Raw genomic sequence first — 26717 nt, forward strand, 5'->3', positions numbered from 1 at the left:
CTATTTGCCGGATGAATTCACCTGTACTTGTATGTAACGTAATTTTGACGGAAACTATAACTAGTAACTCTATTTATTTTATCGTTCAATTCGTGGCATTTATAAAGTAAAAAAAGGGAATCTATTAAGGTGAATTTTGACAATATGAAAAACTCAGCCTTAGCACGTAAGCAGAAAATTTATTATAATGAACCCGAAGACATTGTGAAGTATTTCACTAATTACACCAGTTGGGAGATAGTGAGGACTATGAAGCATCTAAGTAAAATAGCTTTCGGACAAAAAAATCTGATCGCACTGTTAGTCGTTTCATCTGTCTTAATCGGGATGATGATACTTGGTCAGGCATACTTTTTTGTGGCTATTATTGAACGGATTTATTTGCAGGAAGAGCCGTTCGAGGGAGTATTCCTCTTATTAGCTGGATTACTATTGGTCATTATTGGACGTGCATTGCTTACTCACATTAATGGGTGGGCAGGGGTGAAAATAGCTTCTGAAGCCAAGCGTGATCTAAGAGATTCACTTCTCGCTAAGTATTCTCGTAACCCTATCCAAGCATCATTGCAGGGTCAATCTGGTCAGAAAGTAAGTGTGTTGATGGATGCGGTGGATGAAGTTGACCCGTATTTTAGCAGTTATATTCCACAGATCATTCAATCTGCAATTGTTCCAGTCATGATTTTAGTTGTCGTGTTTACACAACACCTTTATTCAGGACTGATCATCGTGGTGACTGCCCCGTTTATTCCCTTTTTCATGGCGATTATAGGGATGAAAACCAAAGATAAATCTGAGGAGCAGATGGATAAGCTTGCCGCTTTCTCTGGACAGTTCCTGGATACATTACAAGGGCTGACAACCCTGAAGCTATTTGGACAGTCTTCCCATCAGAAGCAAAAGATTCGTAAGAGCAGCATCAATTTTCGCGAGGCTACCATGGAAGTGTTAAAGATTGCTTTTGTTTCTTCTTTTATGATGGAGCTTATCTCTATGCTTAGTATAGGATTGATTGCGCTTGAAATAGCCATTCAACTTGTTGTCTATGAAAATATCAGCTTTTTTACAGCGTTTTTCATTCTAATTCTTGCTCCTGAATTTTTCTCCGGGCTAAAGGATCTGGCTAGTGCTTTTCATACTGGCAGGGGAAGTGCAGGGGCAGCGGAGAAGGTGCAAGGTGAATTGGATGAACAAGAAGTGTCAGTACGCTGGGGGGAACAGGATCTTCAAAATGGGGGAAGACCACCTTATATAGAGTTAGAAAATTTATCTTTCAGTTATGGACAAGATTCTTTTGCCTTACATCACATTTCCACGATCATCCCATCATACGGTCAAATTGCGATTGTTGGGAGGAGCGGTTCTGGGAAAACAACATTGCTTCATTTATTAGCTGGACTGATGAATCCGCAAGAAGGAACAATTATCGTAAATGGACAGCCCTTATCAGATTATAAGGAACAGGATTGGTTTAACCAGTTAAGTTATATTTCTCAACAACCGTATTTATTTTCAGGATCGATAGCAGAAAATATTGCGATCGGCGGTAAAGATAACCCTTCACGAATGAATATTGATAAAGCAGCCCGCAAGGCAGGGCTTGCTAACCTGATAGACTCCCTTGAATCTGGATTAGATACGCCTGTGGGTGAGGCGGGACGAGGACTTTCCGGAGGCGAGCAACAGCGTGTTGCTATTGCAAGAGCCTTCCTGAAACAACCCGCTGTTATTCTCTTCGATGAGCCTACAACAGGGCTTGACCTTCGTACGGAAAAAATTATGCAGCAGTCCATGAAAGAGTTAGCCCAGACTTCGACCGTCATTACGGTTGCCCATAGGTTGCACACGATTAGACAAGCAGATCAAATTCTTTTTCTGGATCAGGGAGAATTAGCAGGACAGGGAACGCATGGAGACTTAATCGAATCCACTACCGAATATCGTCAGATGGTTTCTGTTCAACAGGGGAGTGATGCGAAGTGAAAGACCTGTCCATGGTAGTGAAGCTCGTAGTTAGAGAGAAAAAAGATATCCTGCTATCCATTTTGTTCGGATTTCTTGCAGGAATAACAGCTGTTGGACTATTTGGGGCGAGTGGCTATTTGGTATCAAAGGCTGCGCTCATTCCTCCGCTTTACACGCTGATTTTAGTCGTATCTTTCGTTAAACTGCTAGGGTTCATAAGAGCAATAAGCCGCTACATTGAACGATATGTTTCTCATCGAGCCACTTTTACGATTTTGAGTCATTTACGTGTGTCCTTTTATGAAAAATTGGAACCGCTGGCTCCAAGGATTTTTCAGAAGTATCGCAGCGGTGATTTGTTAGCTAGAATTGTAGGGGATGTAGAAAGTCTGCAAAACTTCTTTCTACGTGTATTTTACCCTCCTATTGTCCTGCTGATTGTGTTTCTGTTTACGATCATATTTACCACTTTTTATTCACTGTCTATTGCACTTGTTCTGCTTGGGGGATTGCTCGTCACTGTCCTGGTGGTGCCGCTGTTATTCGCTATGCGGCAGCGGAAAATTGAAGGTCAAGTTCGCGAAGTACGGGGAGTTCTATCAACAGAGACAACAGAATTGCTATACGGTTTTCGCGATCTGAAAATCTATCGTAAACTCGCGGAAAAGGAAAGCCAGCTAAAAAGGTCCTCAGACTACTATATTCGAGAGCAGGAGAAGATTGGGGTCCATGCTTCCTTAAGTCAGGCTATGAATTCATTAGCCTCTTTAGTTGCATCCTGGGTTGTACTGGCTTTAGGTGCTTATTTGGTTGCTGAAGGCCAATTAGAGGGGATCTTCCTTGCGATGCTAGTGATGATTTCACTGACTGTATTCGAAAACGTTACCCCTATGGCCGTCTTCCCAATTCATTTAGAGGACAGCCGTCGGGCAGCAAACCGGTTATTTTCTGTAGTTCTTACCAATAGTGAGGCGACTCAGCCTAACCAAGCTACTATTCAGTTTCAGGAGCACCAAGATTTGGCAATAGATATACATGAGGTAAGCTTTACATTTCCTGATGAAGTAAGGTCGACCTTGAAGAACGTCAACTTGCACTTACCTGCAGGATCGAAAACGGCCATCGTTGGGCCAAGTGGTTCTGGTAAATCCACATTGCTGCAGCTTATATTAAAAATGCAGATGGAGTATACAGGGAAGGTCAAAGTTGGGGGGACATCACTGGACTTCCTCGATCAGGAAAGTCTCTGGAGTCATACAAACGTAGTGCTGCAGGAAAATCACTTTTTCTACGGTACTATAAGAGAAAATTTAATGCTGGCGGGCGATGATTTAACGGATAGACAGCTGGAAGAAGCACTGGCGAAAGTGAAATTGCATCATGTTCATTTAACTGATTCAGTTTTAGAAAAGGGCGAAAATCTTTCTGGTGGTGAAAAACAGCGTTTAGCAATAGCTCGGACACTGCTTAAATCGAAGTCCTTATGGGTTTTAGATGAACCCACTTCATCAGTAGATGCGCTTACGGAAACAACAATCTACAAGCATTTATTTGAGGCAGCCGAGGATGATACGCTCATCCTTGTAAGTCATCGATTAACAGGGCTTGAACATATGGATAAAATTGTTGTGATGGAGCAAGGCGAGATTGTGGAAGAGGGAACTTTTGATGAATTAATGGACAAGCGGGGTTACTTCTACCAAATGAAACAGATCGAGAAAAGTTTATTTATGTAGCGGGGGCGCTAGATGTTTTAAGAGTGATGTTCAAAAAGAAGTTGTGCATAAAGTAAGAATAAAATGCATGTGAATGAATTTCATAATTCTCAGCTGTTCCCTCATCTGGATGAGGAGTAGTGGGACGGAGTAATTTTGACTAAGTACGGGGATAGACGCAGTTCGGCTAAAGTCGAAACCTCCTGTTTCAATGCCGAACTGCCCCGTGTCCTGGGATAACTATTTTACAAAAGAGGAGGCTAATGGAAGTGATTCACCAGGTTCAAGGACTGGAACATCAACTTCCGCGGTGTCAGGGTACTTAATACCAGCTCCTGTATTAAGAACGACGACACTCTCCTCCTGTTTAATCCAGTTCTGTTCTCTTAGCCGGCGGGCAGCTAAGAATGCAGCGGCACCTTCTGGGCATACAAAGGAACCTTCAAGCTTGGCGACTTGTTTCAGTTCTTTAAGGATCTCATCTTCTTCTACGGCGATTGCACATCCGTCTGTTTCATAAAGGGCGTGAAGAATAAGGAAATCACCAATAGCCTTAGGAACGTTTATGCCGAACGCTTGTGTCTGTGAGTTTTCCCAGAATACAGATTCGGTTTTTCCTTGTTTCCAGGCTTCCACAATAGGCGCACAGCCTTCTGCCTGCACAGCTACAAGTCGAGGCATTTTTTGGCCCTCCAGCCAACCAAGTGCCTGCAACTCTTGAAGTGCTTTATAGATACCAATTAATCCAACGCCGCCTCCTGTTGGATAGAGGATTACATCCGGCAGCTTCCAGTTCAACTGTTCAGCTATTTCCAGCCCCATTGTTTTTTTCCCTTCAATTCTATAAGGCTCTTTTAGTGTAGACACATCATACAGGCCTTGCTTCTTTACAGCTTCAGCTACCATTTTTCCAGCATCACTGATCAGGCCGTTTACTAGAAAGAGATTAGCACCGGATAAGGCACATTCGTTTCTTGTAATAGATGGAGCATCTACAGGCATTACAATAGTAGAGCTTATATGTGCTCGAGCAGCATAGAGGGCCCAGGCTGCTCCTGCGTTTCCATTTGTGGGCATGGCAAGAGCTTCGACTCCCAGTTCTTTAGCTTTTGATACACCAACAGCTGCACCTCTAGCTTTGAATGCCCCTGTAGGGATAATTCCCTCATCTTTCATTAATAGATTCGGCAGTTCCATATCTTCACCAAGTGTCGGCATCGAGAGGAGTGGAGTCATACCTTCCCCCATTGTCGTGACATGTTCCTCTGACTGGACGGGAAGAAGTTCGTGGTAGCGCCATAGATCAGGTTTTCTCCGCTCTAAATCGGCGGGCCTCCATTCTTTCGCTAACCGATCCAGGTTATATTCAACTAGCAGCGGAGCCCCACAATCACATAAATGATGAATGGCATCTTTCTCATAGGTCTGCAAACATTTCGGACAGTAAAGATGAGAGATATAACTATAATCCAATGCAATTCCCTCCAATAGATAAAGTTGTTTTTATAGTATCATAGTATTCAGAAAAAATTATCAAAGTCTGACGGTGATTTTTGAAACGAAATGGCGAGTTGCTCCGTAAGTAATGATGGCAATTAAAATGCAAACAGAGGAGAGAGTGTCATGACGGGGATATTTCTAGCTGCTTTATTTCCTTTTTTATTGTTTTTATTACTAACGATCATCGCGGCTCTGCAGAATAAAAACAAAGCAAAAGGTATCATTCAAGGAGCGTTTGGATTATTTATTATCGGATATATAATTGTTTTAATCATCACCTACATTTGGATGCCAGCCATTACAGTTCCTAATATGCTGCTAATGAACGCAGTCGTTGCCATTATATTAGCACCGGCTATGTATGTGGGAGCAGGAACAGTATTCAATAAAAAAACGATCCACAAATCAACGCCTGCTATCGTGTTTTTTATTACGGCCCTGGCTATTGCAGCGATTTTTGTAATCGGTATTTTCTCGGTGAATCAGACGTATGATTCGATTTCGAAACAGGAGGCAGGAGAAGCGAAGCCTTTAAATGAAGAGAATACACCGATATCTGTAGCACCGGAATCAGCTCGTAACAAAGTTCAGAAGTCGATGAGTGTCGTACCGAATACCCAGTTTTATGACCTTGGAAAACTACAAGTCCAGGAAGTGAACAATGAAATTTCGTATGTCGCCCCAGTCGAGTTTACAAGCTTCTGGAGATACTTTCGCGGGAAAGAGACAGAGGGATATTTTACGATTCCAGCAACGAACATTAATGCCCAGCCTGAATTTGTAGAAAGCAAGATGCGCTACACAAATTCAAGTTATTTCAATCACAACGTTCAGCGTCAGGTCTATATGGAACTTCCATATTATATCCAAAGTGGAGAAGCTCAGATCGAGGTGGACGATGATGGGAAGCCATGGTATGTTCAAACGATTTACAAACCAGTTTTGTTGACCAATCGACCAGATCTCGAGAAAGTGAAAGTTGCTGTGGTTGATCCTGTTTCAGGAGAGGTAAAGGCTTATGAAGCCAGCGAGGCTCCTGATTTCATTGAAGGTTCGATCAGCTCTGAACTTGCGACAGTTGAGAATGAATACTTTGGTAAGTATGTTCATGGTTTGTTCAATTCCATTTTTGGAAAAAAGGATGTTAAAATCCCTAATGAGTCAGGAACAGAAAGCAGTGTAACTCCTATCTTTGGAGATGATGGAGACATGTATTATTTTACAGACATGGCTTCGCCTAAAGAAAATATTGATTCAGCACTGGGTTATACATTAATTGATGCAAGGACAGGAGAATTAACCTATTATAACGGCAAGCAGAACAGCGGGATTATGGACAGTAAAGGGGCAAGGCAAATCGTAAATAAGCAGTTCCCTGAGAAAAACTGGACTGGTTCCATGCCGGTTCTGTACAACGTGGATGGTCATCCTACTTGGATCGTCAATGTGCTTGATCCTAATGGGCTGTTTAAGCGATATGCATACATTAAAGCGAACGATTCTGATTTTGCTGTTTTTGGTGAAACAGCTAAAGAGACACTTACTGCGTATCGACTACAGCTAGCTCAAGACCCAAGCAATGTTCAAGGAGGCGAAGGCGTTGAAATGACTTCAAAAGGTGGCGTAGTCAACCGTGTACTTGTGACTTCAACAGATTCCCGTCAAGTTGTGCAATTTATCCTTGAAGGGGATACAACGATTTATACAGTCAACGTTAGTAAAGCACCGTTGGCCATATTCCTCCGGGAGGGAGACCATGTGCAGATGCAGGTAAAAGTGCGTGAGAACGGACCGGCAACGGTAGAGGAAATGATAGTAGAAGAATTGAACAAATAAGTTATTTCCATGAGCAGGAGCTCGAAACTAAACAGTTTGGGGATCCTTGTCATTCTCATGAGTTTCACGTGGAACAACCCTCCATTTTGTGACCTATCCTCGTATCTTGTAGAATAAGGGGATAGGTTAAATTTTAATTAGAAAAGGTGTTTTTTGTGGAGAAGAAGTACATTGTTATAGGTTCAGGGATACTTGGTGCCTCAACTGCCTATCATCTTGCTAAGGCAGGGGCCGAAGTGACGGTAGTTGACCGTAGAGACCCTGGTCAGGCGACAGATGCTGCAGCAGGAATCATTTGTCCATGGCTGACGAAACGGAAAAATAAAGCTTGGTATCGATTAGCTAAAGCGGGCGCGAAATATTACCCTGCATTGGTTGAGGAGCTAAGAGCAGATGGGGAGCAGGAGACAGGATACAAACGTGTTGGAGCACTCCGCCTTCATACGGAGGAAGAAAAACTGGATGAAATGATGGAGCGGGCCCTGGAGCGCAGGGAGGATGCACCGGAAATGGGCGAAATCACTCGTCTTTCTCCGTCAGAAACGCAGGCGATGTATCCACCTGTTGCTGAGGAATATGGTGCTGTTCACATGAGTGGTGCTGCTCGTGTAGATGGCCGAGCTCTTCGCGATGCTTTAGTAAAAGCGGCAAAACGAAAGGGCGCTGTATTCTTAAAAGGCAATGCTTCCTTAATTGTGAAAGGTCAGCAAATTACAGGAGTGAAAACGGAAAAAGAAAAGTTGGAGGCTGACCAGGTGATTGTGGCAGCGGGTGCATGGGCGAAGGAAATTGTTGAACCATTAGGCGTGAATTTTCTCGTGCATCCTCAAAAGGCGCAAATTGTGCACTTGGAATTGCCGGCAACAGAAACAGGTGATTGGCCGGTTGTGATGCCGCCAACAAATAAATATTTGCTCAGTTTTGATCAAGGAAGAGTTATAGTAGGCGCAACACATGAAACGAAAGAAAAGTTTGATTCACGTATTACTGCCGGAGGGATTCATGAAATTCTCGCTAAAGTGCTGGCAGTAGCGCCAGGACTGGCTCGAGGTACAATGCTTGAAGCACGGGTAGGTTTTAGACCGTTCACCCCTGAATCCCTTCCTGTTTTTGGAGAGATACCAAATTTCGAAGGCGTCTTGGCAGCGAATGGCTTAGGAGCATCAGGTCTTACCACAGGTCCTTTTATTGGGGCGGAATTAGCAAGAATAGCCCTTGGTAAAGACACGGAACTTCATAAAGAGGATTATAAGATCGAGCATGCCCTCCCAAAGGAAAACAAATAAGTAAAGAAGAGGCTGGGAAATAAGTAAAGCAATAATTCCAAAAGACGTAAAATAATCCGAACTTATCTCAATAGAGAAATGTTCGGATTATTTTACGTTTTTTCAGTTTTGTCCCCGCCTCTTCTTTACAATTATTCTTCTTTAACGAGGCGAAACCCTACCTTCTTTAAGGCCTGTTCAAGGTTGCGTGTAATTCTGAGATCTTTGTACATAGGATCTTGACTCAGGTGACTCATCGCCATGTCAGGGCGAATCCCTGTAAGAATAGGGGTAACCCCCATCAGTTCCAGAGCTTTAACAATATCTGATAAATGGCTGGTAAACAAGTCGTCAAAGCTCACCATGCCAGAAAGGTCAAGTATAAAGTAATCCAGGTTTTTTTGATAAATTCGCTGAAGTATGGTTTCGAGCAGATGATTCGATCGATCTTCATTCACGATTCCCACTAAAGGAAGAACGACCACCCCTTCTGTCACTGGGACAATGGGAACAGACAAAAGGTCAACACGCTGTTGAGTCTGGTCAAGGCTAATAATATAGCTGAAAATCTGGCCGACAGACCGGAGGAAATATGCTTCCTCTTTAGTAAATTTTCGCGGCTCTTGATCCATCACGCACAGTGTGCCGAATTCCCTTCCTTCTCGATCGAAGATTTTCACTCCCATAAAGGCTTTCACACTAACATCTACGGGCAGGTCTGCATTTTCCTTTATGTAGTGTAATGATAGGTCATTTGAGGTGAATACTTCTTCTCCGGATTCTATGACAAATTGACAAAAAGATTGCTCATAATCCATACGAATATTCGCATCCAGAATATGGTCACTGTGATTATAAGCATCGATGATGTTCATGTGCCCATTATCTTTCTTAGCTATGTAAACAGTATTAACATCGATAACCTTACTAACATGTTCCAGAATTTCGTCAGCAGCTTCTTTAACAGAAAGATAGTGAAGGTCATTTGAGTGGTTATGCATTTTCTTCATACTCCTATCCCATACATCTTTATGCGTTATTAATTCTCCACGTGCTGTAGCAATCATCGTAAACGTGTACATAAAACAATGACGATAACATTTTTGTTAGTGTCATTATACCATGTGACGAAACTGATTTATACGAATAAGGATTAGGGAGTCCTGCTCGGGGGCAGGACTCTTCCCCCATTTAGCGGCCAAGCTGATTCATGAATTCTTTAGCAACGACTAAAGTAGATTGAGGGTTTTGTCCTGTAATTAAGTGACCATCTACTTCTACATGTTTAGACCAATTATCTGCCGTCACAAAGTTTGCTCCTAACTCACGAAGTTTGCTTTCCAGGAGAAAAGGCATGTACTCATCGAGAGAGGTGTCAGCTTCTTCAGAGTTTGTGAACGAATTGATCTGCTTTCCTTTAACAAGCGGTTCTCCGTTTGAATGCTTCACACTTACCAGCCCTGCTGGACCGTGACAGACAGCCGCAACAGGTTTATCTGACTCATACATGTCCCGGATTAATTCTGCAAGCTTCTGATTGTCTGGGAAATCGAACATCGTGCCGTGCCCGCCTGGCAGGAAAATGGCATCAAAAGAATCAGCAGACAGCTCATTAATAGAAATCGTATGTTCGAGATGTTGTTTTGAGTCAAGGATCTCCTGTGGTTCATCTTCGCTGACACTGTTTGAATCAACTGGTGCTTTACCACCCTTTGGGCTAGCAACGGTTACCTCATATCCATGTTTTATAAATTCATTATAAGCTTCGCCGAATTCGGACAACCAAATTCCAGTTGTTTTATCTTCATTAATTTTTTCATGATTGGTTACTACCATTAAAATCTTTTTTGACATTTAAAATTCCTCCAGGTTATTGATAAGTTACATAGATCGACTATTCCCGTATTCATAGCCTTACAAAACATGAAAACAAAAGGGAGAAAAGCTGTGCAGGGATGGAGCATCTACAAAAAAACGTGGGCAGCTAATACTAGCTGCTCACGTTAGTTGGCTTCAGAGATTTCATTTTTTCGTACATAATTTACTGTGTCTTCGTCGGTATATGTGGGTAGCGAATAGGATTGGGTATACTCTTCATGCCCTTTCCCCGTAATAACGATCCATTCTCCAGGTTTGCTGTTATCTATAGCTGTTTTAATCGCGAGAGTCCGGTCTGGGATGAGTTCACCTTGTCCGAATTTTGTATGGTTTAAATAAGAGGTCAGCACTTGCTCCATGTCGCCCTGAGGAACCCCGTTTAAATCATCCATTGTTAAAATAAATTGATCACTCATTTCAGCAGTAATGTTCATCATTTCCTGCCTTTTCGTTTGATCCCGATTGCCTCGAAAACCGAAAATATGGGTGATTTTTTTCGCTTCTGCTTCCTGAACAGTTTGTAAACAATTGAATACCGCATCCGCTGTATGCGCATAGTCTACCACGACTGTAGCACCGTTCTTAAGGGAATACGTTGTAAAACGACCAGGCACACCAGGAAAGCCGCGAATAGATTCTAAAACCGTTTCCGCCTCTCCATCAAGCTGCATCGCTGCGGCGTAGGCTTGGAGAGTGTTGTACAGGTTGTGAATTCCGGCCATGGGAGAGTGAAGTGTATGTATGTGATGACCTTTGAATCGGCATGAGGGCGGGTCAACAGATAGATGTTCTAATATTTGTAAATCATTTGCAGCTGACATGCCAAGGGTGTATGTTCGTAAGCCATCTTGTTTAAGTTCCTTAGCTAACTGTTCCCCGTAGGCATCATCGGAATTGATGACAGCAGTGCCATTAGGTTTTAATTTTCGAAACAATGCTTTTTTGACTTCATAGTATTGGTCGATGCTTCCATGGTAGTCAAGGTGTTCATGTGTAAGGTTTGTAAATAAGCACAGATCAAAATTCAGACCTTCCAAACGGTATTCCGCTAATCCATGTGAGGAGGCCTCCATAATGACAACCTCGTCATCGCTTTTATCGATTAATTGATTAAGAGTCAATGCATTTGGAGTGGTATTGACTGTTTTTGAATACTCCCCGTTGATAACGTTTTGAATGGTACCAAGGAGGGAACAGGTGTAACCCATGTTCTCAAGAATATGCTTGACTAAATAACTGGTCGTTGTTTTCCCGTTTGTTCCTGTAATTCCGATCATAATTTTGTGTGAGGCAGGGTTCTGGTAGTAATTGCGTCCAAGAATCCCTAATGCTTGTTTGCTGTTTGGAACTTGTATATAAGGAACTTTTGTAACTTGGTAATCCTTTTCACCGATAATTGCAGCAGCTCCATTATTAATAGCATCTTGAATGTACGCGTGCCCATCAAGCTGATAACCTGAAATGGCGACAAATAGGAAACCTGGCTCCACCCTGTGTGAAGAGTCAGTCAATCCATGAATGACCACTTCATCAAACTTGGGCGGATCCTCGTGATGAAAGGGAATATCTTGCAATAGTTGATCAAGTTTCATTTAAATCGTGCACACCTTTTTCGTATTAAAATTAAGTCGAGTTTTAATGCTAATTTTATCAAATAAGCAGCATGCTATGTGGTAAAAAAGAAAAATAAGCTAAACGATTCATAAATAAGCCATAAAGAGGGAATGGCGCTATAACCTTATCGCCCCTTATATCCTTTGCGAAAAATTTCCTGAACGCCATGCACCGTAACGTAAGCATTGGGGTCAATGTTTAGAATGATCTTCCTGAAGGGTACAATTTCATGTTTGTTAATAACAAGATAAAGCACTTCTCGTTGTGAACCTGTGTAACCGCCTTTTCCTTCAAGAACTGTGATTCCACGAGCCATTTGGTTTGTCACTGCATCGAGTACTTGATCGGGGTAGCTTGAGATGATCATAACCGCAGTACGTTCGTTTGCTCCTTCTACCACGACATCGATAACTTTTGCACCGACATAAACAGAAATAAGAGTGTACATGGCTTTTTCCTGCCCAATGATGAAGGCAGATCCTACTATGACGGCAATATCAATAACAAGCATTCCTTTGCCAATCGTCCATCCGAAAAATTGATTTCCCAGCCGGGCAAGAATGGCGGAGCCGCCAGATGTACCGCCAGAACGGAAAATCAAGCCAAGACCGAATCCGACAGCTAAACCAGCGAATAAAGCCGCAAGTAATGGATCACTAATCTGTTTGCCCCAATCCACTGTGAAGTGTAAGAAAAGAGAAGAAGAAATAATCGCAGCAACAGTATAGACAATCACGCGTCTATTAAAAAATTTGTACCCGACTGCGACGAGCAGGGTATTCAGGACGAAGTTTACAATACCAGGCGACCATTCAAACAAATAATAGGTGACAATCGTAATCCCGATCACGCCGCCCTCAGATAGACGGTTTGGGATTGCGAAATAGTTTACGCCAATCGCAAAAACAAATGATCCTAAAATAATCATGATCATGTCTTTTACTTCACGTTTCATAGGTATGCCTCCTTTCTTTTATTTTATTATATTTCGAGGAAGGAAATATACCGAGAATCGTAAGTCTTACAATTCATACTAAATGCTTAATAATATATTCGGATAAGTAAATAATAAGTAGAGATAAAAACACAAGCATCCGAAGGCGACTATAAAAACAATGAGTGAGGAATAACTATGATGACAATACGTTTCGACCAATTAAAAGGGGTTGTTGTGAAGCAAATTCACGGACCAAACGAACAAATGGTATCAAACCTTGCCTTTCATTCTGGACGGGCCTCAGCCTCTTCACTGTTTTTCAGTATCAAAGGAGATAAGGAGGACGGACATCACTATATCGAAGATGCGATCAGCACTGGTGCTTCCGCAATTATCGGCGAAAATGCTGTACAGCTTACAAGGTTAAGTGAATCTTATCCTTCCTGTACTTTTGTTGTCGTTGAAGATGTAAGAAGCGCGATGGCCCATATGGCCAAACACTTTTATAATTATGCGGATGAACAAATTGCTACGATCGGAATAACGGGCACAAATGGAAAAACCACTGTAGCCGCCTATGTGCGTTCTTTAATGAAGTTGTTAGGGGTCCCCAGTGGTTCGATCGGTACGACAGGGATATGGTCATCGAGAGAAAAGTGGACATATAAAAAGAGTACGCCAACGACTCCTGAAGCGATTGATCTTCACCAGATTTTTCGAGATTTGAAAGAGGCCGGAGATGAAGCAGCGGCTATGGAAGTTTCTTCGATTGCTTTGGCTCAGAAGCGGGTAGAGGGGATCATGTTTGATATAGGTATTCATACTAATTTCTCAGAAGAGCACTTGGAATATCACAAAACGATAGACCATTATAAAGCAAGTAAAATGAAATTATTTGAGCAATCCAGGCAGGCGGTTGTTAACCTTGATGATGAAGGAATGGCCATGGATCTTATTAATTCCTATACAGGACCGATACTAACATATAGCTTAAAACCAGAAAGCGAAGCAGACCTCATCGGCACAGGGATTGAAGTAACCGAAGAAGGGTCTATGTTTACGATTCAATACAGGGATAAAACATTTCGCGTTTTCACCCCTGTGTTTGGAACGTATAATATAGCAAATGTCCTCTCTGCTATAGCTGTAGCTCTGCTTCAAGGGTACACGATAGAAGAAGTTGCTGCTGTATTGCCAGAGCTTCAAGGCCCTGAAGGACGGTTTCAAATTATTGATGTCCCTGGTCGTACCAAAGTTATTCTCGACTACGCTCATACCCCTGTAGCCCTAGATAGACTTGTAGAAGAAGTCAAGAAAATGAAGCACGGACGCCTTATCGTCATGATTGCTGGGATTGGAATTCGTGATTTTGGTAAAATGCCTAAAATGGCTGCAACCATTGAAGGGAGAGCAGACGAAATCATCGTAACCGTTGACCATCCAGGCTACCACGACCCTCAAACCATCGTGGACGAAGTTATGAAAGGCTTTAAAGATCCCGGCGCAGCCAACATTCATCCAGCTTTAACCCGTAAAGAAGGAGTAAGAAGCTCCCTTAAGCTTGGACAGGCTGGAGACATTATTCTGTTAACGAGCGGCTGCATTAATAATGCACAAATTGTAAGAGGGGAAGAGATTCCGCATTCTGATGAACACATCATCCATGAGCACTATTTACAATCAAATTAAAGGATGGCTAATTTCGAAAAAAGCGTTCGACAGCTTTTTGATACAAAAGAAAAAAGGCAGGAATTTCATCGTTAGGAATTCCTGTAGTCATGTGCTCAGCTATTGATTCATTGTACCATTTTTGCAGTGAATACCCTGCGTTAAAGTGTTGCCACAATGCCTCGCCATCGCGTTCGAAATCTTTTTCAAGCGATAACAAATTGTCTAATTTATCTGCAACAATTAAACACTTCACCTCAAGGGAGCCCGTTCGAACCGTATCTACCGTGTGCTGTTTACGTACCTGCCATGGCTTTGATTTATCTTCTGTATGGGCTGCCACTAAATCACGCACCGTCTTTGTGAATTCTCGTTCGATATCTGTAAGTTCATACTTTGTATCTTCCACGACGTCATGCAGATACCCAGCGCAAATCACCTCTTCGCGGCATCCAGCTGATTTTAAGGTATCAGCCACCTGAATGGGATGAATGATATAGGCAGCATTAGAGTTCTTCCGTTTCTGCCCCTCATGTGCCTTTTCAGCATATTGTTTCGCCCTTTCTAACATAGCAATCACTCCTTTTTTAAGCGTAAAAGTTGTCGGACTATACCCGTGGAAGATACCATAGATACAGGGTTATAAAATGGAGTAGAGGAGTCATGTATAATGAAAATCAATCAGATGGATGATCAGCCAGTTGTACTCATAATAGCAAGATTTGATAGTCTTCACCGCGGGCATCAGCACTTAATAAATAAGGCTAAACCTTATGCTGAATCTCAGGGCGAACTAGCTGTTTGGGATCTGTCCAATCGTGAACCTATTTTAACTTCCCTTGAAGATAAATTGCGCATCCTCACCGATCTAGGTGTTGAACGGTATTATGATCATTCGAAGCTCAAGCAGTTAAACTGTAAGCGAATCGTGGTCGAGGAAGATTTACAACAAGAGGCAGCTGAATTGTATGATTTTCATGACATCCCTGTTACCATTGTACACCAGCCCGCGTTAAACCATGAGAAGATTCAACGATCAGCCATTCAAACCTTTGTAGAAAAAGGACAGATGGAAGCCGCTCAGGCTCTTATGGGCCGTCCCTATCAAACGAGAGGCACTGTCGTTAAAGGGGATGCTCTAGGACGCCAGCTTGGTTTTCCAACTCTTAATCTTGGCGGCATTGATGAATACGTCAAGCCAAAGCCTGGCGTGTATCTCGGCGTAGTAGAAGTGCACAAAGAGACTTCAGCCTTTTATTACACGTTAATTAGCGCAGGCTATCGTCCGACCGTGAATGGAGAAACCTTTAAAGTGGAAGCCTATTTACTGAACTTCTCAGGTGATTTATACGGCGAAGAAGTGACCGTAAGCTATTTGCGCCATATGCGCGATGAAGAGGATTTTGACGGACTCGATGTACTCGTCGAACAAATGAAACAGGATGAACGGAATGCAAGAATGATCTTAGGCATGCCGGTCATTTTATAATAAAGGAGCTATCATTATGGGGTAGTTGTAGTTGAAATATGTGATGGCAATTTGATTAACAAGCTTGATGTGGAGACCCTTATAGAATCAGAGTATCCAGATGTGGCTGTGCTGATGAGCGAATGTTTATCATTTTGCGGTCTGTGTGCGCTAAAGCCATACGCACTCGTTAATGGAGCGCGCATTTTTGGTAAAACGCCTGAAGAGGCTTTGGACAAGATTAGAAAGAAAATAGAAGAAGAATTAGCGTTATATGCTGAATGAGTAGAGGCTGCCAAGTGAAGCAGTCTCTTTTTTTATGGACTTGGGCTGTACGCCAGGGGGCGGAGCGAAGTTGGGTGGGGTGTGAGCGCTCAAGTTTTCCAATAAACGCTCTAAATTGCGTTATTTACGCTCTCCCCTAAAAAGTTCTATAAAGATTCCATAGAGTATGATGTGCTAAACTTGCTGGGTAACACTTTTATAATAGAAAGGAAGAGATAGCAATATGAACACAGTGAAATTGCATGACAAGATTGACATGCCTCAACTAGGGTTTGGTGTATTTCAGGTTGAGGAAAAAGATGCCGAGCCGGCTGTGTCAAAAGCGATTGAAACAGGATACCGCTCCATCGATACAGCTGCGATTTATGGAAATGAGCGCCAAGTCGGAGAAGCGATCGCTAAAAGTAACGTACCGCGTGAAGAGCTGTTTATCACAACCAAAGTGTGGAACACAGACCAGGGCTTTGACAACACATTAAAAGCCTTTGACGTAAGCCTGGAGAAACTGGGGCTGGATTATGTAGATATGTACCTTGTCCATTGGCCAACTCCAGAGTATGACGACTATGTAGAAACGTATAAAGCTCTCGAAAAGTTACAGAAAGATGGTAGAGTGAAGGCCATTGGCGTTTGCAACTTTAATATCAACCACCTGCAGCGTTTACTTGATGAATGTGACGTGAAGCCTGCTGTGAATCAGGTGGAGTGTCATCCATATTTAGCACAAAATGAATTAAAAGAGTTTTGTCATAAAAATGGAATTCTGCTTGAAGCCTGGGCTCCGATCATGCAAGGCGGAGACGTGCTGACTGATGATGTTATTCAATCCATCGCGCGTGAGCATAACAAATCCTCTGCCCAGGTCATTATTCGCTGGCATCTTCAAAACGGAACGGTCGTGATTCCTAAATCCATTACACCTTCACGTATTGAAGAAAATTTTGATGTTTTTGACTTTACGTTGAGTGATGCGGAAATGAACAGCATCAATGAACTCGATCGCGGGGAGCGCAAAGGTCCGGAACCGAGCGAAATGAATGTACGATAAATATGATTTAGTTAAAAGGGCGCTGGTTGAGCGTCCTTTTTTACGTCTAATATGTTAACCTATTATTTATTGAGTTGACGTAAATTGAGTTATTACTTTATGCTATAAGCAGAGAGGAGGTAAAACATGGAACTTAGAAGAAGATGGAGTCCTTTGGATTTAACGATGGGAAGTTTATTTGTTGCGATGATGGCAATTGGAGCAAATATTACATCAATCGTTCCCTTCATGGTCATTGGAGGCGTCCCCATTACGTTACAAACCTTTTTTGCAATTTTGGCCGGGTTGATACTTGGGAGTCGATTAGGGGCGATGTCTATGTTTACGTACATGGTGCTGGGGTTAGCTGGTGCGCCAATTTTTGCCCAATTTAAAGGGGGCTTTTCAACACTGCTTTCCCCGACTTTCGGTTTTATTGTGTCATTTATCTTCATTGCTTATCTTGCCGGTAAGATGGCAGAAAGAAAACGAAGCTTACCTATGTATATCTTAGCTTCCTTAATGGCCATGGCCGTTAACTATATTTTCGGAACGAACTGGATGTATGCAGCATATGTCCTCTGGTTTGATGCCCCGGAAGGGTTTACCTATAAGATGGCCTGGTATTGGATGGTCTTTCCACTGCCAAAGGATATTGTGCTGTCAGTTTTTGCAGGGGTCATGGCTTACCGGCTTGAGAAAAGCATCGTTTCAAAAAGCGCTTTTCGTCAGCAAAGGGAAATTGCTTAAAGGAGGAATCACATGCAGAACTGGAAACTTTTAGCTGAACATGTTCTTCGAGGCGAAGAAATAACGGATCAGGAGGCGCTCGCTGTCTTAAATAGTCCGGATGAGGAACTCTTGGAGTTGTTACATAGTGCGTATTTGGTTCGTAAACGTTATTACGGCAATCAAGTAAAATTAAACATGATTATCAATACAAAATCAGGATTTTGTCCGGAAAACTGCGGATATTGCGCTCAATCTAGGGATTCAGGTGCCCCTATACAAAAGTACCGAATGATGGACAAGGACACAATTATTGAAGGGGCCGAACAAGCCCATCGATTGCAGTCAGGGACGTATTGTATCGTAGCGAGTGGACGTGGACCATCAAAGCGGGAGCTGGACATTGTTACTTCAGCGGTCAAAGAAATTAAAGGCAATTATGACATGAAGGTTTGTGCTTGTCTCGGATTGCTGAAACCTGATCAAGCACGACAACTAAAAGAGGCCGGGGTTGATCGTTACAACAATAACATTAATACCTCCGAACAGCATCACGACAACATCACCACAAGCCACACTTACCAGGACAGAGTTTCTACCGTTAATCATGCTAAAGAAGCGGGGATTTCCCCATGTTCAGGAGTCATCGTCGGAATGAAGGAGTCTAAGCAGGACGTCATTGATATGGCACGTGCACTAAAAGAACTTGACGCTGACTCAATCCCCGTTAATTTTCTACATGCTATTGATGGAACATTACTGGAAGGAACTGATGAATTGACGCCGACCTACTGTTTAAAAGTACTCTGTTTATTTCGCTTTATTAATCCGACGAAAGAAATCCGGGTCTCGGGCGGAAGAGAAGTCAACTTGAGAAGTCTGCAACCGCTCGGTCTTTATCCGGCAAATTCGATCTTTGTGGGAGATTATTTGACTACGGCAGGGCAGGAAGGAACCAAGGATCACCAAATGCTCGAGGACCTTGGGTTTGAAGTTGACTATGTAACACAACCTGTGAAGGCGATGACTGAAAAAAATTTGGATTAATCATTAAAAAGGCGCGCTAGGCGCGTCTTTTTAATGGAAGCGCCGATAAAAGGAGAGGAAGCGCCGATAAAAGGAGAGGAAGCGCCGATAAAAGGAGAGGAAGCGCCGATAAAAGGAGAGGAAGCGCCGATAAAAGGAGAGGAAGCGCCGATAAAAGGAGAGGAAGCGCCAAAAAAAGAAAAGAATTCTTTTTCCTTTGAGGAAAACGGTATATAATCTTTATAAGAAAGGATGAAAAGCATGATTATTAAACCTCGATCGTATCCTCTGAGATTAAGAAAGTTAGAGGCACTACAAAGAAGACTCCCGCCACATCACCCCAAGAACTCTTTGGTGCAAGAAGCACTCGCCCGAACGCGTGCTGGGTACCATGGTGAAAGATCAATAGATTTCCATTTGAATTTTATTCCTCACAAAAATTACCTCATCATTCATGACCTCAGATTATTTGACGGACAGCATTTTTTCCAAATGGATACTGTTCTTGTTTCCCGAAAATTTATCCTTATCCTAGAAGTGAAAAATATCTCAGGTTCATTATACTTAGACAGTGATATTTATCAATTATCCCGGACTTTAAATGGTAAGGAAGAGTCCTTTCCAGATCCCCTCCTGCAAATTGAACGACAGCAGCTCCAACTTTCAAATTGGATTCAAAATCAGCTATCATTAACCATTCCGGTTGAATCTCTTGTTTTGTTCTCAAATAAACAGGCTGTTCTACATTTGAAGAATGATAGAGATTCGGAGAAAGTAATAAAGAGTGAAGGGTTAGTGAATCGAGTGAACGTAATAGCACAAAGGCATGACAAGGTCTGCTTCAATGTAGATCAGCTGAATTCATTGGCTTATCGAATGGTCCAGTCTCATCATGAACCACGACAAAGTGTACTGGAATCGTTCGACATAAAGGAATTTGACCTAGTAGAAGGGGTTATTTGCCAATCATGCCTTTCACAAATGTCCTGGCTAAAAGGAAAGTGGCAGTGTTCAGCGTGTGGAACGAGAGCAACAAATTCCCATGTTCTTGCATTACAGGATTACGCCTGCCTTTGCCACCCTCAAATATCAAATAAACAAGCTAGGAAATATCTTAATATTAACTCAGAAGATACTGTTAAACGATTGTTAGCCAAATTAGGCGGAAAGAAAATCGGAACCTATAAGAGCACAAAATACGAAATACCGCTAGAAAATCCCAAGAGGTGAAAGAGCTTTGAAGGTACATATAAGAAGGTTCAACCAAAACGATTGGCCTGAAGTAAAAGCAATCTATCAATTAGGTATTGAAACAGGCAATGCTACACTTGAGCCATCAGTTCCAAGTTACGACAATTGGATTTCTTCCGGAGACCCTGCTTGCACCTTTGTTGCATATACAGGACAAAAAGAGAGCATCTTAGGATGGAGCAGGCTAGCCCCAGCCTCTACACGCAAAGTATACGAGGGTGTAGCTGAGGTCAGTGTGTATGTTCATCCTTCTCAAACTGGTAAGGGTGTCGGAGGGTTTTTGCTGGAAAAATTAATTCACGCTTCAGAAAAGAAAGGATACTGGACATTAACAGCCGGCATTTTAGTGGAAAACAGCAGCAGTATTGCGTTACATAAGAAACATGGATTTAAGGAAATGGGAGTTCGTGAGAAAATAGGTAGTTTAAACGGGAAATGGCGCGATGTCCTTTTTTTAGAAAGAAGAAGCCGAATCGTCAACTGGGATTAAAGAATAAATGTGTGAAGAAGGAGCTCATTATGATCATTCGATTTGGATATGTGGCGATGGCTACTGCGTTATATGATGCAAGTCCATCTAAAACCATGACTTTTTCTCGCTACAAACAACTCGGGAAAGAGGAGCGAGTCAAGCAGCTTAGGAACATTACGAAAGCTAATTTAGAACATACGAAACGTGCGTTACACTACAACATTGCTCATCAGATCCATCTATACCGATTCTCATCTTCACTCGAACCCCTTGCTACCCATGAAGAAGCTCAATGGGATTATCTGAGCCCTTTTCAGGAAGAGTATAAGGAAATCGGCGAGCTTGTAAAAAAGTATCAAATGCGGACAAGCTTTCATCCCAATCAATTTACCCTTTTCACAAGTGATAAAGAGCACGTAACGGCAAATGCAATCAAGGATATGGAGTATCACTATGCTTTGCTGGAAGCGATGGGGCTTGAGAAGGAATCCCACATAAATCTTCACGTAGGGGGAGCTTATGGTGATAAGCCGGCAGCTGTAAAACGGTTTCACGAAAATCTAAAACAGCTGCCTTCACGGATTAAAAAGCAAATGACGCTTGAGAATGACGATAAAACCTATACAACTAGCGAAACCCTAGCAATTTGCCAAAAAGAAAACATTCCGATGATGTTTGATTACCATCACTATATGGCAAATTATGAGAAGGAGGAAAAGTTGGAAGATCTGTTGCCGCGCTTCTATCAGACATGGTCAAAAAATCCTTTTCCTCCGAAACTGCATGTTTCCTCACCAAAATCAGAAAAGGCTTACCGAAGTCATGCAGATTTTGTTGATATTGAGTTTATTAAACCGTTGCTCAAAGAATTGAAGTCACAACAAGTGGATGTAGATTTCATGATTGAGGCAAAGAAGAAGGATAGAGCGGTTTTGCAGTTAGTTGAAGATGTGGCGAAAATAAGGGGAGTGAAGCGGTTAGATGGGGCGACGGTGGAAATGTGAGGAGCTGTCAATTTTAATGCTTTTTAGGTTGGTGTAGGACTTATAATAAAATTAACCCCCTGGATTTTCTCTTAGGATAATCCAGGGGGGCGCATTTTTTAACCTTCTACGATAAACTCAAAGTCGCCTTCGAATTTAACATCTTTACCAAGAAGCATACCGCCAGTTTCAACAGCTGCATTATAAGTCATACCATAAGCTTCACGGTTTACTTTCCCAGCGACCGCAAAACCAGCAACTGTGCTTCCGTCAAGCGGGCTCTTAGAAGTTCCGTTGTATTCAACAGTAAATGTTTCTTCATTAGTTGTTCCTTTGATGGTAAAATCACCAGTTACTTTGAATTCATCGTCGGATACCTTTTTAACGGATTTACTTTGAAAAACCATGTTTGGATATTTCTCAGCTTCAAAGAAATCACCTGATTTAAGGTGTCCGTCTCGGTCTTCATTACCTGTATCAATAGAAGTAACAGGAATTGTTACTTTAAAGTTTGCTGATTCAAGGTCAGAAAGGTCACCGCTGAAATCAACATCGAAATCCTGGAATTCACCCTTAGCTTTAGAAACCACCATATGCTTGATTGAAAAATCTAAACTGCTGTGTACTTTATCTAGTGTTAATGTTGCCACTTTTATTCCTCCTATTTATTGGATATACCAATGTTTTTATTATTGTTCTCTTTAGTGTGGAGATTATCCCCTAATCACTTACCTTATGTAAGTAACTTTACAATACATATTGAAAATCGTCAAGAGGAATATCTCGAATTCGAGTATTTATTTATGGAAGTTTCGTTCAACCACCTGTCTCACTACACATTCCTGTTGTTGAAAAACTTTAAACCTTATTAAGTGTGACTAAATTAGGAAGGTGAAAAAAAGGTCCTAAGCTAGAGAGCATCCTGATGTAATAAGCAAGAGAGGCTGGCCAAATGGAAACAATGGAAATAATTAATAGTGATATCCTGTCCAGACCTGTGTTAACTTGTAAAAGATTAAACATCAAGGAGGTAAATCATGTTAAAACGAATGATGGTTGCAACGATTGCAATCGCCTGTTCATTGACGTTTACAAGCCAAGTTTTTGCTCAAAACAATGCTCATACCGTTCAAAAAGGTGAGTCTTTATATATCATTTCTAATCAGTATGGAATCTCAGTAGACCAGCTTAAAGCTATGAATAATCTCGAAAGAAACGAAATTTATCCTGGTGAGCAGCTGGAACTGCCTGTTACACCTGATGAAGATGGGAAAGATTTGCTTGCCAGGTTAGTAGAAGCTGAGGCTAAAGGAGAAAGTTATGCCGGTAAGGTAGCCGTAGCGACGGTCGTGCTCAACAGGGTGACAAGTGATAAATACCCTGACTCTATATATGGAGTTATTTACGATGGATATCAATTCTCTCCTGTCTTAAATGGAACAATTAATCAGCCGGCAGGTGAGGAGTCTAAGCGTGCGGTGGAAGAGGCACTAGGTTATCAAGGATATGACCACGAGTCTCTATTTTTCTATAATCCTGATAAGGCGACCAGTGAGTTCTTGAGTAATCAGGAAGTAACGACAGTGATTGGCAATCATGTTTTCCTAAGATAGTTCATTTATCATTAAGAAAGGCACACTCCCTGTATTTGGAGAGTGTGCCTTTTGGTTATTCCATATTTTTTAGCATATTTTCGATAATGAAAGAGGAGTTGTTAATAGCTTGTTGTTTGAAATCTTCCCATTTCATAACGGCTTCTTCCCCTGCATCATCTGAAGCAGAGCGAATGACAATATAGGGAACATCATTTAGGTAGGCTACTTGTCCAACTGCTGCTCCTTCCATTTCGACTACGTAGGCGTTAAACGTTTCATAAATCCATTCTTTTTTTTCAGCACTTGCGATAAATTGATCTCCTGTGGCGATTAGTCCTTTGAAAACGTCGACCTTCTCCGGCAGCTTTTTCGCAGCTTGTTCTGCAAGGGCAATGAGGTCTTTATCTGCTTTAAAGTATCCTTTGTCTAAACGCGGTATAATTCCTGGTTCATAACCTTTTGCGGTTTCGTCCATGTCGTGCTGAACAGTTTCGGTGGAAATTACGATGTCCCCGAGTCCTACATCGGGATGAATGGCTCCAGAGATTCCGGAATTAATGAGTTTATCTGCATGAAAGTGACTGACTAACAGCTGAGAAGCCATGGCAGCATTTACTTTGCCGATACCTGATTGTACTAGGACAATATGTTGCCCCTTTAATGTTCCTTCGTAAAAGGTCATGCCTGCAATATCTTTCGTTTCTTCTACTTCCATATCGGAATGTAAGATTTCAATTTCTTCTTTCATTGGGCCGATAATACCAACGATTGTTTCATCGGTTTGCTTTTCTGAATCATTTGTTTCGGCTGTTGCCTGTTGTTCCTGTTGCGAGCATCCAATGAGCAGAATACTTAACAAAATAAATAAGATAGGATAAGTGCTTTTTTTCAAAAGGGTCATGATAGGTTTCCTCCAATGATGATTTTTAGTTTATATAAAAGATGGATAACTTTGTTGCTCCCAGGTAATTAATTTCATATTAAATTTCTACCCGAATGTGTTGAAAAGTTTCTACATCGAATAGACCTAAATCCGTTAATTTTAATGATGGGATGACAGGCAGGGTAAGGAACGAAAGAGTTAAGAACGGATCATAGTCACCAGCAAATTCTAAAGTGGACAGGGCTTGTTTTAATTCGATGAGTTCCTGATTTACAGCTTGATAGTTTCGATCGGACATTAATCCAGCTACTGGAAGCGAAAGGGAAGCAATCGTTTTCTCGTTCTTACTAATAGCCAAGCCGCCATGAATATCATGCACAGCTTCAATTGCCTTGAGGATGTCTGTATCGTTTGTACCTGCTGCGACAATGTTATGGGAGTCATGGGCGATTGTAGTTGCGATCGCTCCTGTTTTAAACCCGAATCCCTTTACGGCCCCTAACCCGATGTTTCCTGTATTATTGTGTCTTTCTACCACTACAATTTTAAGTTGGTCCCTATCAATTGAAGGGGTAAAATAACCGTCTTTAACATCTACGTTTTCTATTAATTTATTGGTCGTTAATTGATTGGGGTTCACTTCGATAATATTCGCTTTTCCTGATTGACCGATCGGAATTTGCAGATCCTTTTGACTTAATTCAGGAATGTGCACACTATGTTTGAAGGGTTGATCTGTCATTACTTTTGCTGGAAAATCGCCCGCATAGTCACCGTTATGGGCGACTAGCTGTCCTGATTTATAGACTTGCGAAATTGTAATAGATTCCAACTCGTCCAAGAGTAAAAAGTCTGCATCATAGCCGGGTGCGATCGCTCCTTTATCTTGTAACTTGTAACATTCAGCAGCGTTTAAAGAGCCCATTTGAATAGCAGATAGGGGTTCAATGCCGTGTTGAATAGCTAAACGGACATTATGGTCAATACTGCCTTCCTCCACTAAATCATCCAAATGTTTATCATCCGTACAAAACAAGCAGCGTCTTAAATTACTGTTATTTACGACGGGGATTAGTGTAGATAAATCCTTAGCAGCGGATCCTTCTCGAATCAATAGGTACATTCCGCGCCTGAGGCGTTCTAATGCTTCCGAAGCAGTATGGCATTCATGATCGGTTTGAATTCCTGCTGATTTATATACATTTATCGCATTTGTATCTAATCCGGCCAAGTGTCCGTCGATTTGCTTGCTATCGGAAGAGGCCGATATGATTTTATCAATGATCGAATCGTCGGCGTTTTGCAAGGCAGGATAATCCATTACCTCAGCTAAACCGAGAACTCGGTTATGGTTGTAAAAAGGTTCCAAGTCAGCAGCGGTTAACTCGGCACCGGAATTTTCGACTGAGGTAGCCGGTACACATGAGGGGAGCATAAAGAATACATCGAGCGGGATATGATCAGAATCATTCAGCATAAACTGAATTCCATCTTTGCCCAAAACGTTCCCTATTTCATGGGGATCTGTCACAACGGTGGTGACACCATGAGGAAGAACGACTTTCGCAAATTCAGAAGGCGTTACCATGGAAGATTCGATATGTACATGCCCATCAATAAATGAAGGGCAAATATACCGGCTTTTGGCATCGATAACTTGTTGTCCCTGATAGTCCCCTACCCCAACAAACATTCCATCAGAGATGGCAAGGTCGCCTGTAATAATTTCCAAGTTGAATACATCGATGATCTGCCCGTTTTTAATGACAATGTCGGCAGGAATTTGTTTATTGGCAACTGCAATTCTTTTTGTTAATTTTTCTTTGTTTGCATTCATGGATATCTTCTCCTTAAAAATAAAAAACCCCAGGAATCCCCGGGGTTTGACATAGAGAAGGAGACTGGAGGCTATACCAAATGATTGCATAAAACTCCAGTCTCCCTCGTAGTCAAACCATTTACGGTAGTTTGGTAGAAACTTATGGACCCTATCTCCAATATTATACGAGTGAATTAGTAATAATTTTTTAAATGATTTATTCACATTCTATAAGGCTTGTATAAGGACGTCAATGCTTTACGAAAAGTTGGAAAATTAGGTTTATTTTTGTTTAAAGGTTAGAGTTCTCCTGGTTTTGCTTCCGTAACATACGTGCCTGCGATGAAGTCATGGATGGAACGATTATCTTCTCTGAGTCCAACCATAAAGGCGCTGACAATGAGTCCGATTCCAAGTGTTAACACATAAACAAGGCCAGCCACGATTAAACGCATGAACATCGTCCAGAGCCCAACATTTCTTCCGTCTATTTTCACAATTCGGATGCCCATAATTCTTTTCCCTACCACATATCCCTTCCAAAGAACGGGTACTACTAATGAATAGGGAAGGATGACAAGGTCGGTGTATGAACTGTCGAAATCCCAGCCAAACAGAATCATACCTAATATGGCAATTGGTGTTATTACAAGGACGGAATCAAGTACATTAGCACCAAGGCGCTTCCAAAATCCTACTGATCGATCCATAAAATCTTCCTTTCTAGTAACATAAGACTATTGTACGGTTTCGCGTGATTGTAATGCAATATAGACAGTTTCATAACTCGTATAAAAAGGT

25 protein-coding genes and 1 riboswitch are annotated in these 26717 nt (G+C 41.9%); of the genes, 14 read left to right on the forward strand and 11 right to left on the reverse strand.

Translation table 11 applies throughout. The annotated features are described in order from the left end of the window. Nucleotides 1-249 precede the first annotated feature (249 nt). The gene (cydD, locus tag G6R08_RS11860) at nucleotides 250-1983 is read left to right on the forward strand and encodes a thiol reductant ABC exporter subunit CydD (protein WP_163528116.1); all 1734 of its coding nucleotides are present in this window, start codon (nucleotides 250-252) and stop codon (nucleotides 1981-1983) included. Further along, complete coding sequence (gene cydC / locus G6R08_RS11865; RefSeq protein ID WP_163528117.1) at nucleotides 1980-3701, forward strand: thiol reductant ABC exporter subunit CydC; 1722 nt, start codon at nucleotides 1980-1982, stop codon at nucleotides 3699-3701. Before cydD ends, cydC begins: the two co-directional genes overlap by 4 nt. A 219-nt stretch (nucleotides 3702-3920) precedes the next feature. On the opposite strand, the gene G6R08_RS11870 is transcribed toward cydC, so the two are convergent. Continuing rightward, complete coding sequence (locus tag G6R08_RS11870) at nucleotides 3921-5153, reverse strand: threonine synthase (RefSeq protein WP_163528119.1); 1233 nt, start codon at nucleotides 5151-5153, stop codon at nucleotides 3921-3923. Between the two features lie 150 nt (nucleotides 5154-5303). Between G6R08_RS11870 and G6R08_RS11875 the strand changes: the two genes are divergently transcribed. Both G6R08_RS11875 and G6R08_RS11880 read left to right on the forward strand, forming a co-directional pair. Then, nucleotides 5304-7016, forward strand: a complete 1713-nt coding sequence (locus G6R08_RS11875) for a DNA-binding protein (RefSeq protein WP_163528120.1) — start codon at nucleotides 5304-5306, stop codon at nucleotides 7014-7016. Nucleotides 7017-7171: 155 nt separating this feature from the next. Next, nucleotides 7172-8302: an NAD(P)/FAD-dependent oxidoreductase gene (locus tag G6R08_RS11880; protein ID WP_163528121.1), complete on the forward strand. Its 1131-nt coding sequence runs from the start codon at nucleotides 7172-7174 to the stop codon at nucleotides 8300-8302. Nucleotides 8303-8433: 131 nt separating this feature from the next. Here G6R08_RS11880 and G6R08_RS11885 read toward each other — a convergent pair whose 3' ends face one another. The 4 genes from G6R08_RS11885 to G6R08_RS11900 all read right to left on the reverse strand — a co-directional run bounded on the left by G6R08_RS11885 (nucleotide 8434) and on the right by G6R08_RS11900 (nucleotide 12728). Continuing rightward, on the reverse strand, nucleotides 8434-9282 hold the full coding sequence (locus G6R08_RS11885; protein ID WP_163528123.1) for a GAF domain-containing protein: 849 nt from the start codon (nucleotides 9280-9282) through the stop codon (nucleotides 8434-8436). A gap of 190 nt (nucleotides 9283-9472) precedes the next feature. Beyond that, entirely contained in the window at nucleotides 9473-10135 is a 663-nt protein-coding gene (locus tag G6R08_RS11890; protein WP_163528125.1) for a type 1 glutamine amidotransferase domain-containing protein, read from the reverse strand. 149 nt (nucleotides 10136-10284) lie between these two features. Then, nucleotides 10285-11751, reverse strand: a complete 1467-nt coding sequence (locus G6R08_RS11895; RefSeq protein ID WP_163528126.1) for a UDP-N-acetylmuramoyl-L-alanyl-D-glutamate--2,6-diaminopimelate ligase — start codon at nucleotides 11749-11751, stop codon at nucleotides 10285-10287. 146 nt (nucleotides 11752-11897) lie between these two features. Continuing rightward, a complete protein-coding gene (locus tag G6R08_RS11900; RefSeq protein ID WP_163528128.1) occupies nucleotides 11898-12728 on the reverse strand; it encodes a YitT family protein in 831 nt (276 codons plus the stop codon). Nucleotides 12729-12905: 177 nt separating this feature from the next. On the opposite strand from G6R08_RS11900, the gene G6R08_RS11905 reads away from it, so the two are divergent. Further along, on the forward strand, nucleotides 12906-14399 hold the full coding sequence (locus G6R08_RS11905; RefSeq protein WP_338035430.1) for a UDP-N-acetylmuramoyl-L-alanyl-D-glutamate--2,6-diaminopimelate ligase: 1494 nt from the start codon (nucleotides 12906-12908) through the stop codon (nucleotides 14397-14399). Nucleotides 14400-14406: 7 nt separating this feature from the next. Here G6R08_RS11905 and G6R08_RS11910 read toward each other — a convergent pair whose 3' ends face one another. After that, nucleotides 14407-14949 (reverse strand): HD domain-containing protein, encoded by a 543-nt coding sequence (locus tag G6R08_RS11910; protein WP_163528130.1) that lies wholly within the window; start codon nucleotides 14947-14949, stop codon nucleotides 14407-14409. Between the two features lie 99 nt (nucleotides 14950-15048). Between G6R08_RS11910 and G6R08_RS11915 the strand changes: the two genes are divergently transcribed. The 5 genes from G6R08_RS11915 to bioB all read left to right on the forward strand — a co-directional run bounded on the left by G6R08_RS11915 (nucleotide 15049) and on the right by bioB (nucleotide 18934). After that, entirely contained in the window at nucleotides 15049-15867 is an 819-nt protein-coding gene (locus tag G6R08_RS11915; protein ID WP_163528131.1) for a riboflavin kinase, read from the forward strand. A 36-nt stretch (nucleotides 15868-15903) separates the two neighbouring features. Continuing rightward, the gene (locus tag G6R08_RS11920) at nucleotides 15904-16131 is read left to right on the forward strand and encodes a YuzB family protein (RefSeq protein WP_163531295.1); all 228 of its coding nucleotides are present in this window, start codon (nucleotides 15904-15906) and stop codon (nucleotides 16129-16131) included. Nucleotides 16132-16354: 223 nt separating this feature from the next. After that, nucleotides 16355-17179, forward strand: a complete 825-nt coding sequence (locus tag G6R08_RS11925; protein WP_163528133.1) for an aldo/keto reductase — start codon at nucleotides 16355-16357, stop codon at nucleotides 17177-17179. A 126-nt stretch (nucleotides 17180-17305) separates the two neighbouring features. Next, a complete protein-coding gene (locus G6R08_RS11930; RefSeq protein WP_163528135.1) occupies nucleotides 17306-17908 on the forward strand; it encodes a biotin transporter BioY in 603 nt (200 codons plus the stop codon). 12 nt (nucleotides 17909-17920) lie between these two features. Beyond that, on the forward strand, nucleotides 17921-18934 hold the full coding sequence (bioB, locus tag G6R08_RS11935; RefSeq protein WP_163528137.1) for a biotin synthase BioB: 1014 nt from the start codon (nucleotides 17921-17923) through the stop codon (nucleotides 18932-18934). On the opposite strand, the gene G6R08_RS11940 is transcribed toward bioB, so the two are convergent. Further along, entirely contained in the window at nucleotides 18931-19176 is a 246-nt protein-coding gene (locus tag G6R08_RS11940; RefSeq protein WP_163528139.1) for a hypothetical protein, read from the reverse strand. The genes bioB and G6R08_RS11940 overlap by 4 nt on opposite strands. On the opposite strand from G6R08_RS11940, the gene G6R08_RS11945 reads away from it, so the two are divergent. From G6R08_RS11945 to uvsE, 3 genes are read left to right on the forward strand one after another with little or no spacing between them, the layout of a single operon-like run. After that, the gene (locus G6R08_RS11945) at nucleotides 19175-20143 is read left to right on the forward strand and encodes a nuclease-related domain-containing protein (RefSeq protein WP_163528141.1); all 969 of its coding nucleotides are present in this window, start codon (nucleotides 19175-19177) and stop codon (nucleotides 20141-20143) included. The genes G6R08_RS11940 and G6R08_RS11945 overlap by 2 nt on opposite strands. A 7-nt stretch (nucleotides 20144-20150) precedes the next feature. After that, on the forward strand, nucleotides 20151-20654 hold the full coding sequence (locus tag G6R08_RS11950) for a GNAT family N-acetyltransferase (protein ID WP_163528143.1): 504 nt from the start codon (nucleotides 20151-20153) through the stop codon (nucleotides 20652-20654). Between the two features lie 29 nt (nucleotides 20655-20683). Beyond that, the gene (gene uvsE / locus G6R08_RS11955) at nucleotides 20684-21640 is read left to right on the forward strand and encodes a UV DNA damage repair endonuclease UvsE (RefSeq protein WP_163528144.1); all 957 of its coding nucleotides are present in this window, start codon (nucleotides 20684-20686) and stop codon (nucleotides 21638-21640) included. 98 nt (nucleotides 21641-21738) lie between these two features. Here uvsE and G6R08_RS11960 read toward each other — a convergent pair whose 3' ends face one another. After that, entirely contained in the window at nucleotides 21739-22269 is a 531-nt protein-coding gene (locus G6R08_RS11960; RefSeq protein WP_163528146.1) for a YceI family protein, read from the reverse strand. Between the two features lie 387 nt (nucleotides 22270-22656). On the opposite strand from G6R08_RS11960, the gene G6R08_RS11965 reads away from it, so the two are divergent. Then, nucleotides 22657-23232 (forward strand): cell wall hydrolase, encoded by a 576-nt coding sequence (locus tag G6R08_RS11965; RefSeq protein WP_163528148.1) that lies wholly within the window; start codon nucleotides 22657-22659, stop codon nucleotides 23230-23232. A gap of 55 nt (nucleotides 23233-23287) precedes the next feature. Here G6R08_RS11965 and G6R08_RS11970 read toward each other — a convergent pair whose 3' ends face one another. The 3 genes from G6R08_RS11970 to G6R08_RS11980 form a co-directional block, all read right to left on the reverse strand. Continuing rightward, nucleotides 23288-24115, reverse strand: coding sequence for a 5'-methylthioadenosine/adenosylhomocysteine nucleosidase (locus tag G6R08_RS11970; RefSeq protein WP_163528149.1), 828 nt, complete (start codon nucleotides 24113-24115; stop codon nucleotides 23288-23290). Nucleotides 24116-24194: 79 nt separating this feature from the next. Next, entirely contained in the window at nucleotides 24195-25934 is a 1740-nt protein-coding gene (gene ade, locus G6R08_RS11975) for an adenine deaminase (RefSeq protein ID WP_163528151.1), read from the reverse strand. Between the two features lie 89 nt (nucleotides 25935-26023). Further along, a riboswitch (purine riboswitch) is annotated at nucleotides 26024-26125 on the reverse strand. Nucleotides 26126-26215: 90 nt separating this feature from the next. Then, the gene (locus tag G6R08_RS11980; RefSeq protein WP_163528153.1) at nucleotides 26216-26626 is read right to left on the reverse strand and encodes an RDD family protein; all 411 of its coding nucleotides are present in this window, start codon (nucleotides 26624-26626) and stop codon (nucleotides 26216-26218) included. Nucleotides 26627-26717 lie beyond the last annotated feature (91 nt).

Source organism: Halobacillus ihumii, assembly GCF_902726645.1.
Classification (GTDB): domain Bacteria; phylum Bacillota; class Bacilli; order Bacillales; family Halobacillaceae; genus Halobacillus_A; species Halobacillus_A ihumii.

Bases quoted from the DNA above. Each gene is read 5' to 3' on its own strand.
- G6R08_RS11910 (WP_163528130.1), bottom strand. From the start codon at position 14,949: ATGTTAGAAAGGGCGAAACAATATGCTGAAAAGGCACATGAGGGGCAG.
- G6R08_RS11930 (WP_163528135.1), top strand. From the start codon at position 17,306: ATGGAACTTAGAAGAAGATGGAGTCCTTTGGATTTAACGATGGGAAGT.
- G6R08_RS11945 (WP_163528141.1), top strand. From the start codon at position 19,175: ATGATTATTAAACCTCGATCGTATCCTCTGAGATTAAGAAAGTTAGAG.
- G6R08_RS11965 (WP_163528148.1), top strand. From the start codon at position 22,657: ATGTTAAAACGAATGATGGTTGCAACGATTGCAATCGCCTGTTCATTG.
- G6R08_RS11890 (WP_163528125.1), bottom strand. From the start codon at position 10,135: ATGTCAAAAAAGATTTTAATGGTAGTAACCAATCATGAAAAAATTAAT.
- G6R08_RS11900 (WP_163528128.1), bottom strand. From the start codon at position 12,728: ATGAAACGTGAAGTAAAAGACATGATCATGATTATTTTAGGATCATTT.
- G6R08_RS11895 (WP_163528126.1), bottom strand. From the start codon at position 11,751: ATGAAACTTGATCAACTATTGCAAGATATTCCCTTTCATCACGAGGAT.
- G6R08_RS11885 (WP_163528123.1), bottom strand. From the start codon at position 9,282: ATGCATAACCACTCAAATGACCTTCACTATCTTTCTGTTAAAGAAGCT.
- G6R08_RS11970 (WP_163528149.1), bottom strand. From the start codon at position 24,115: ATGACCCTTTTGAAAAAAAGCACTTATCCTATCTTATTTATTTTGTTA.
- ade (WP_163528151.1), bottom strand. From the start codon at position 25,934: ATGAATGCAAACAAAGAAAAATTAACAAAAAGAATTGCAGTTGCCAAT.
- cydD (WP_163528116.1), top strand. From the start codon at position 250: ATGAAGCATCTAAGTAAAATAGCTTTCGGACAAAAAAATCTGATCGCA.
- G6R08_RS11905 (WP_338035430.1), top strand. From the start codon at position 12,906: ATGATGACAATACGTTTCGACCAATTAAAAGGGGTTGTTGTGAAGCAA.
- G6R08_RS11940 (WP_163528139.1), bottom strand. From the start codon at position 19,176: ATGCTTTTCATCCTTTCTTATAAAGATTATATACCGTTTTCCTCAAAG.
- G6R08_RS11925 (WP_163528133.1), top strand. From the start codon at position 16,355: ATGAACACAGTGAAATTGCATGACAAGATTGACATGCCTCAACTAGGG.
- G6R08_RS11915 (WP_163528131.1), top strand. From the start codon at position 15,049: ATGAAAATCAATCAGATGGATGATCAGCCAGTTGTACTCATAATAGCA.
- bioB (WP_163528137.1), top strand. From the start codon at position 17,921: ATGCAGAACTGGAAACTTTTAGCTGAACATGTTCTTCGAGGCGAAGAA.
- G6R08_RS11875 (WP_163528120.1), top strand. From the start codon at position 5,304: ATGACGGGGATATTTCTAGCTGCTTTATTTCCTTTTTTATTGTTTTTA.
- uvsE (WP_163528144.1), top strand. From the start codon at position 20,684: ATGATCATTCGATTTGGATATGTGGCGATGGCTACTGCGTTATATGAT.
- G6R08_RS11980 (WP_163528153.1), bottom strand. From the start codon at position 26,626: ATGGATCGATCAGTAGGATTTTGGAAGCGCCTTGGTGCTAATGTACTT.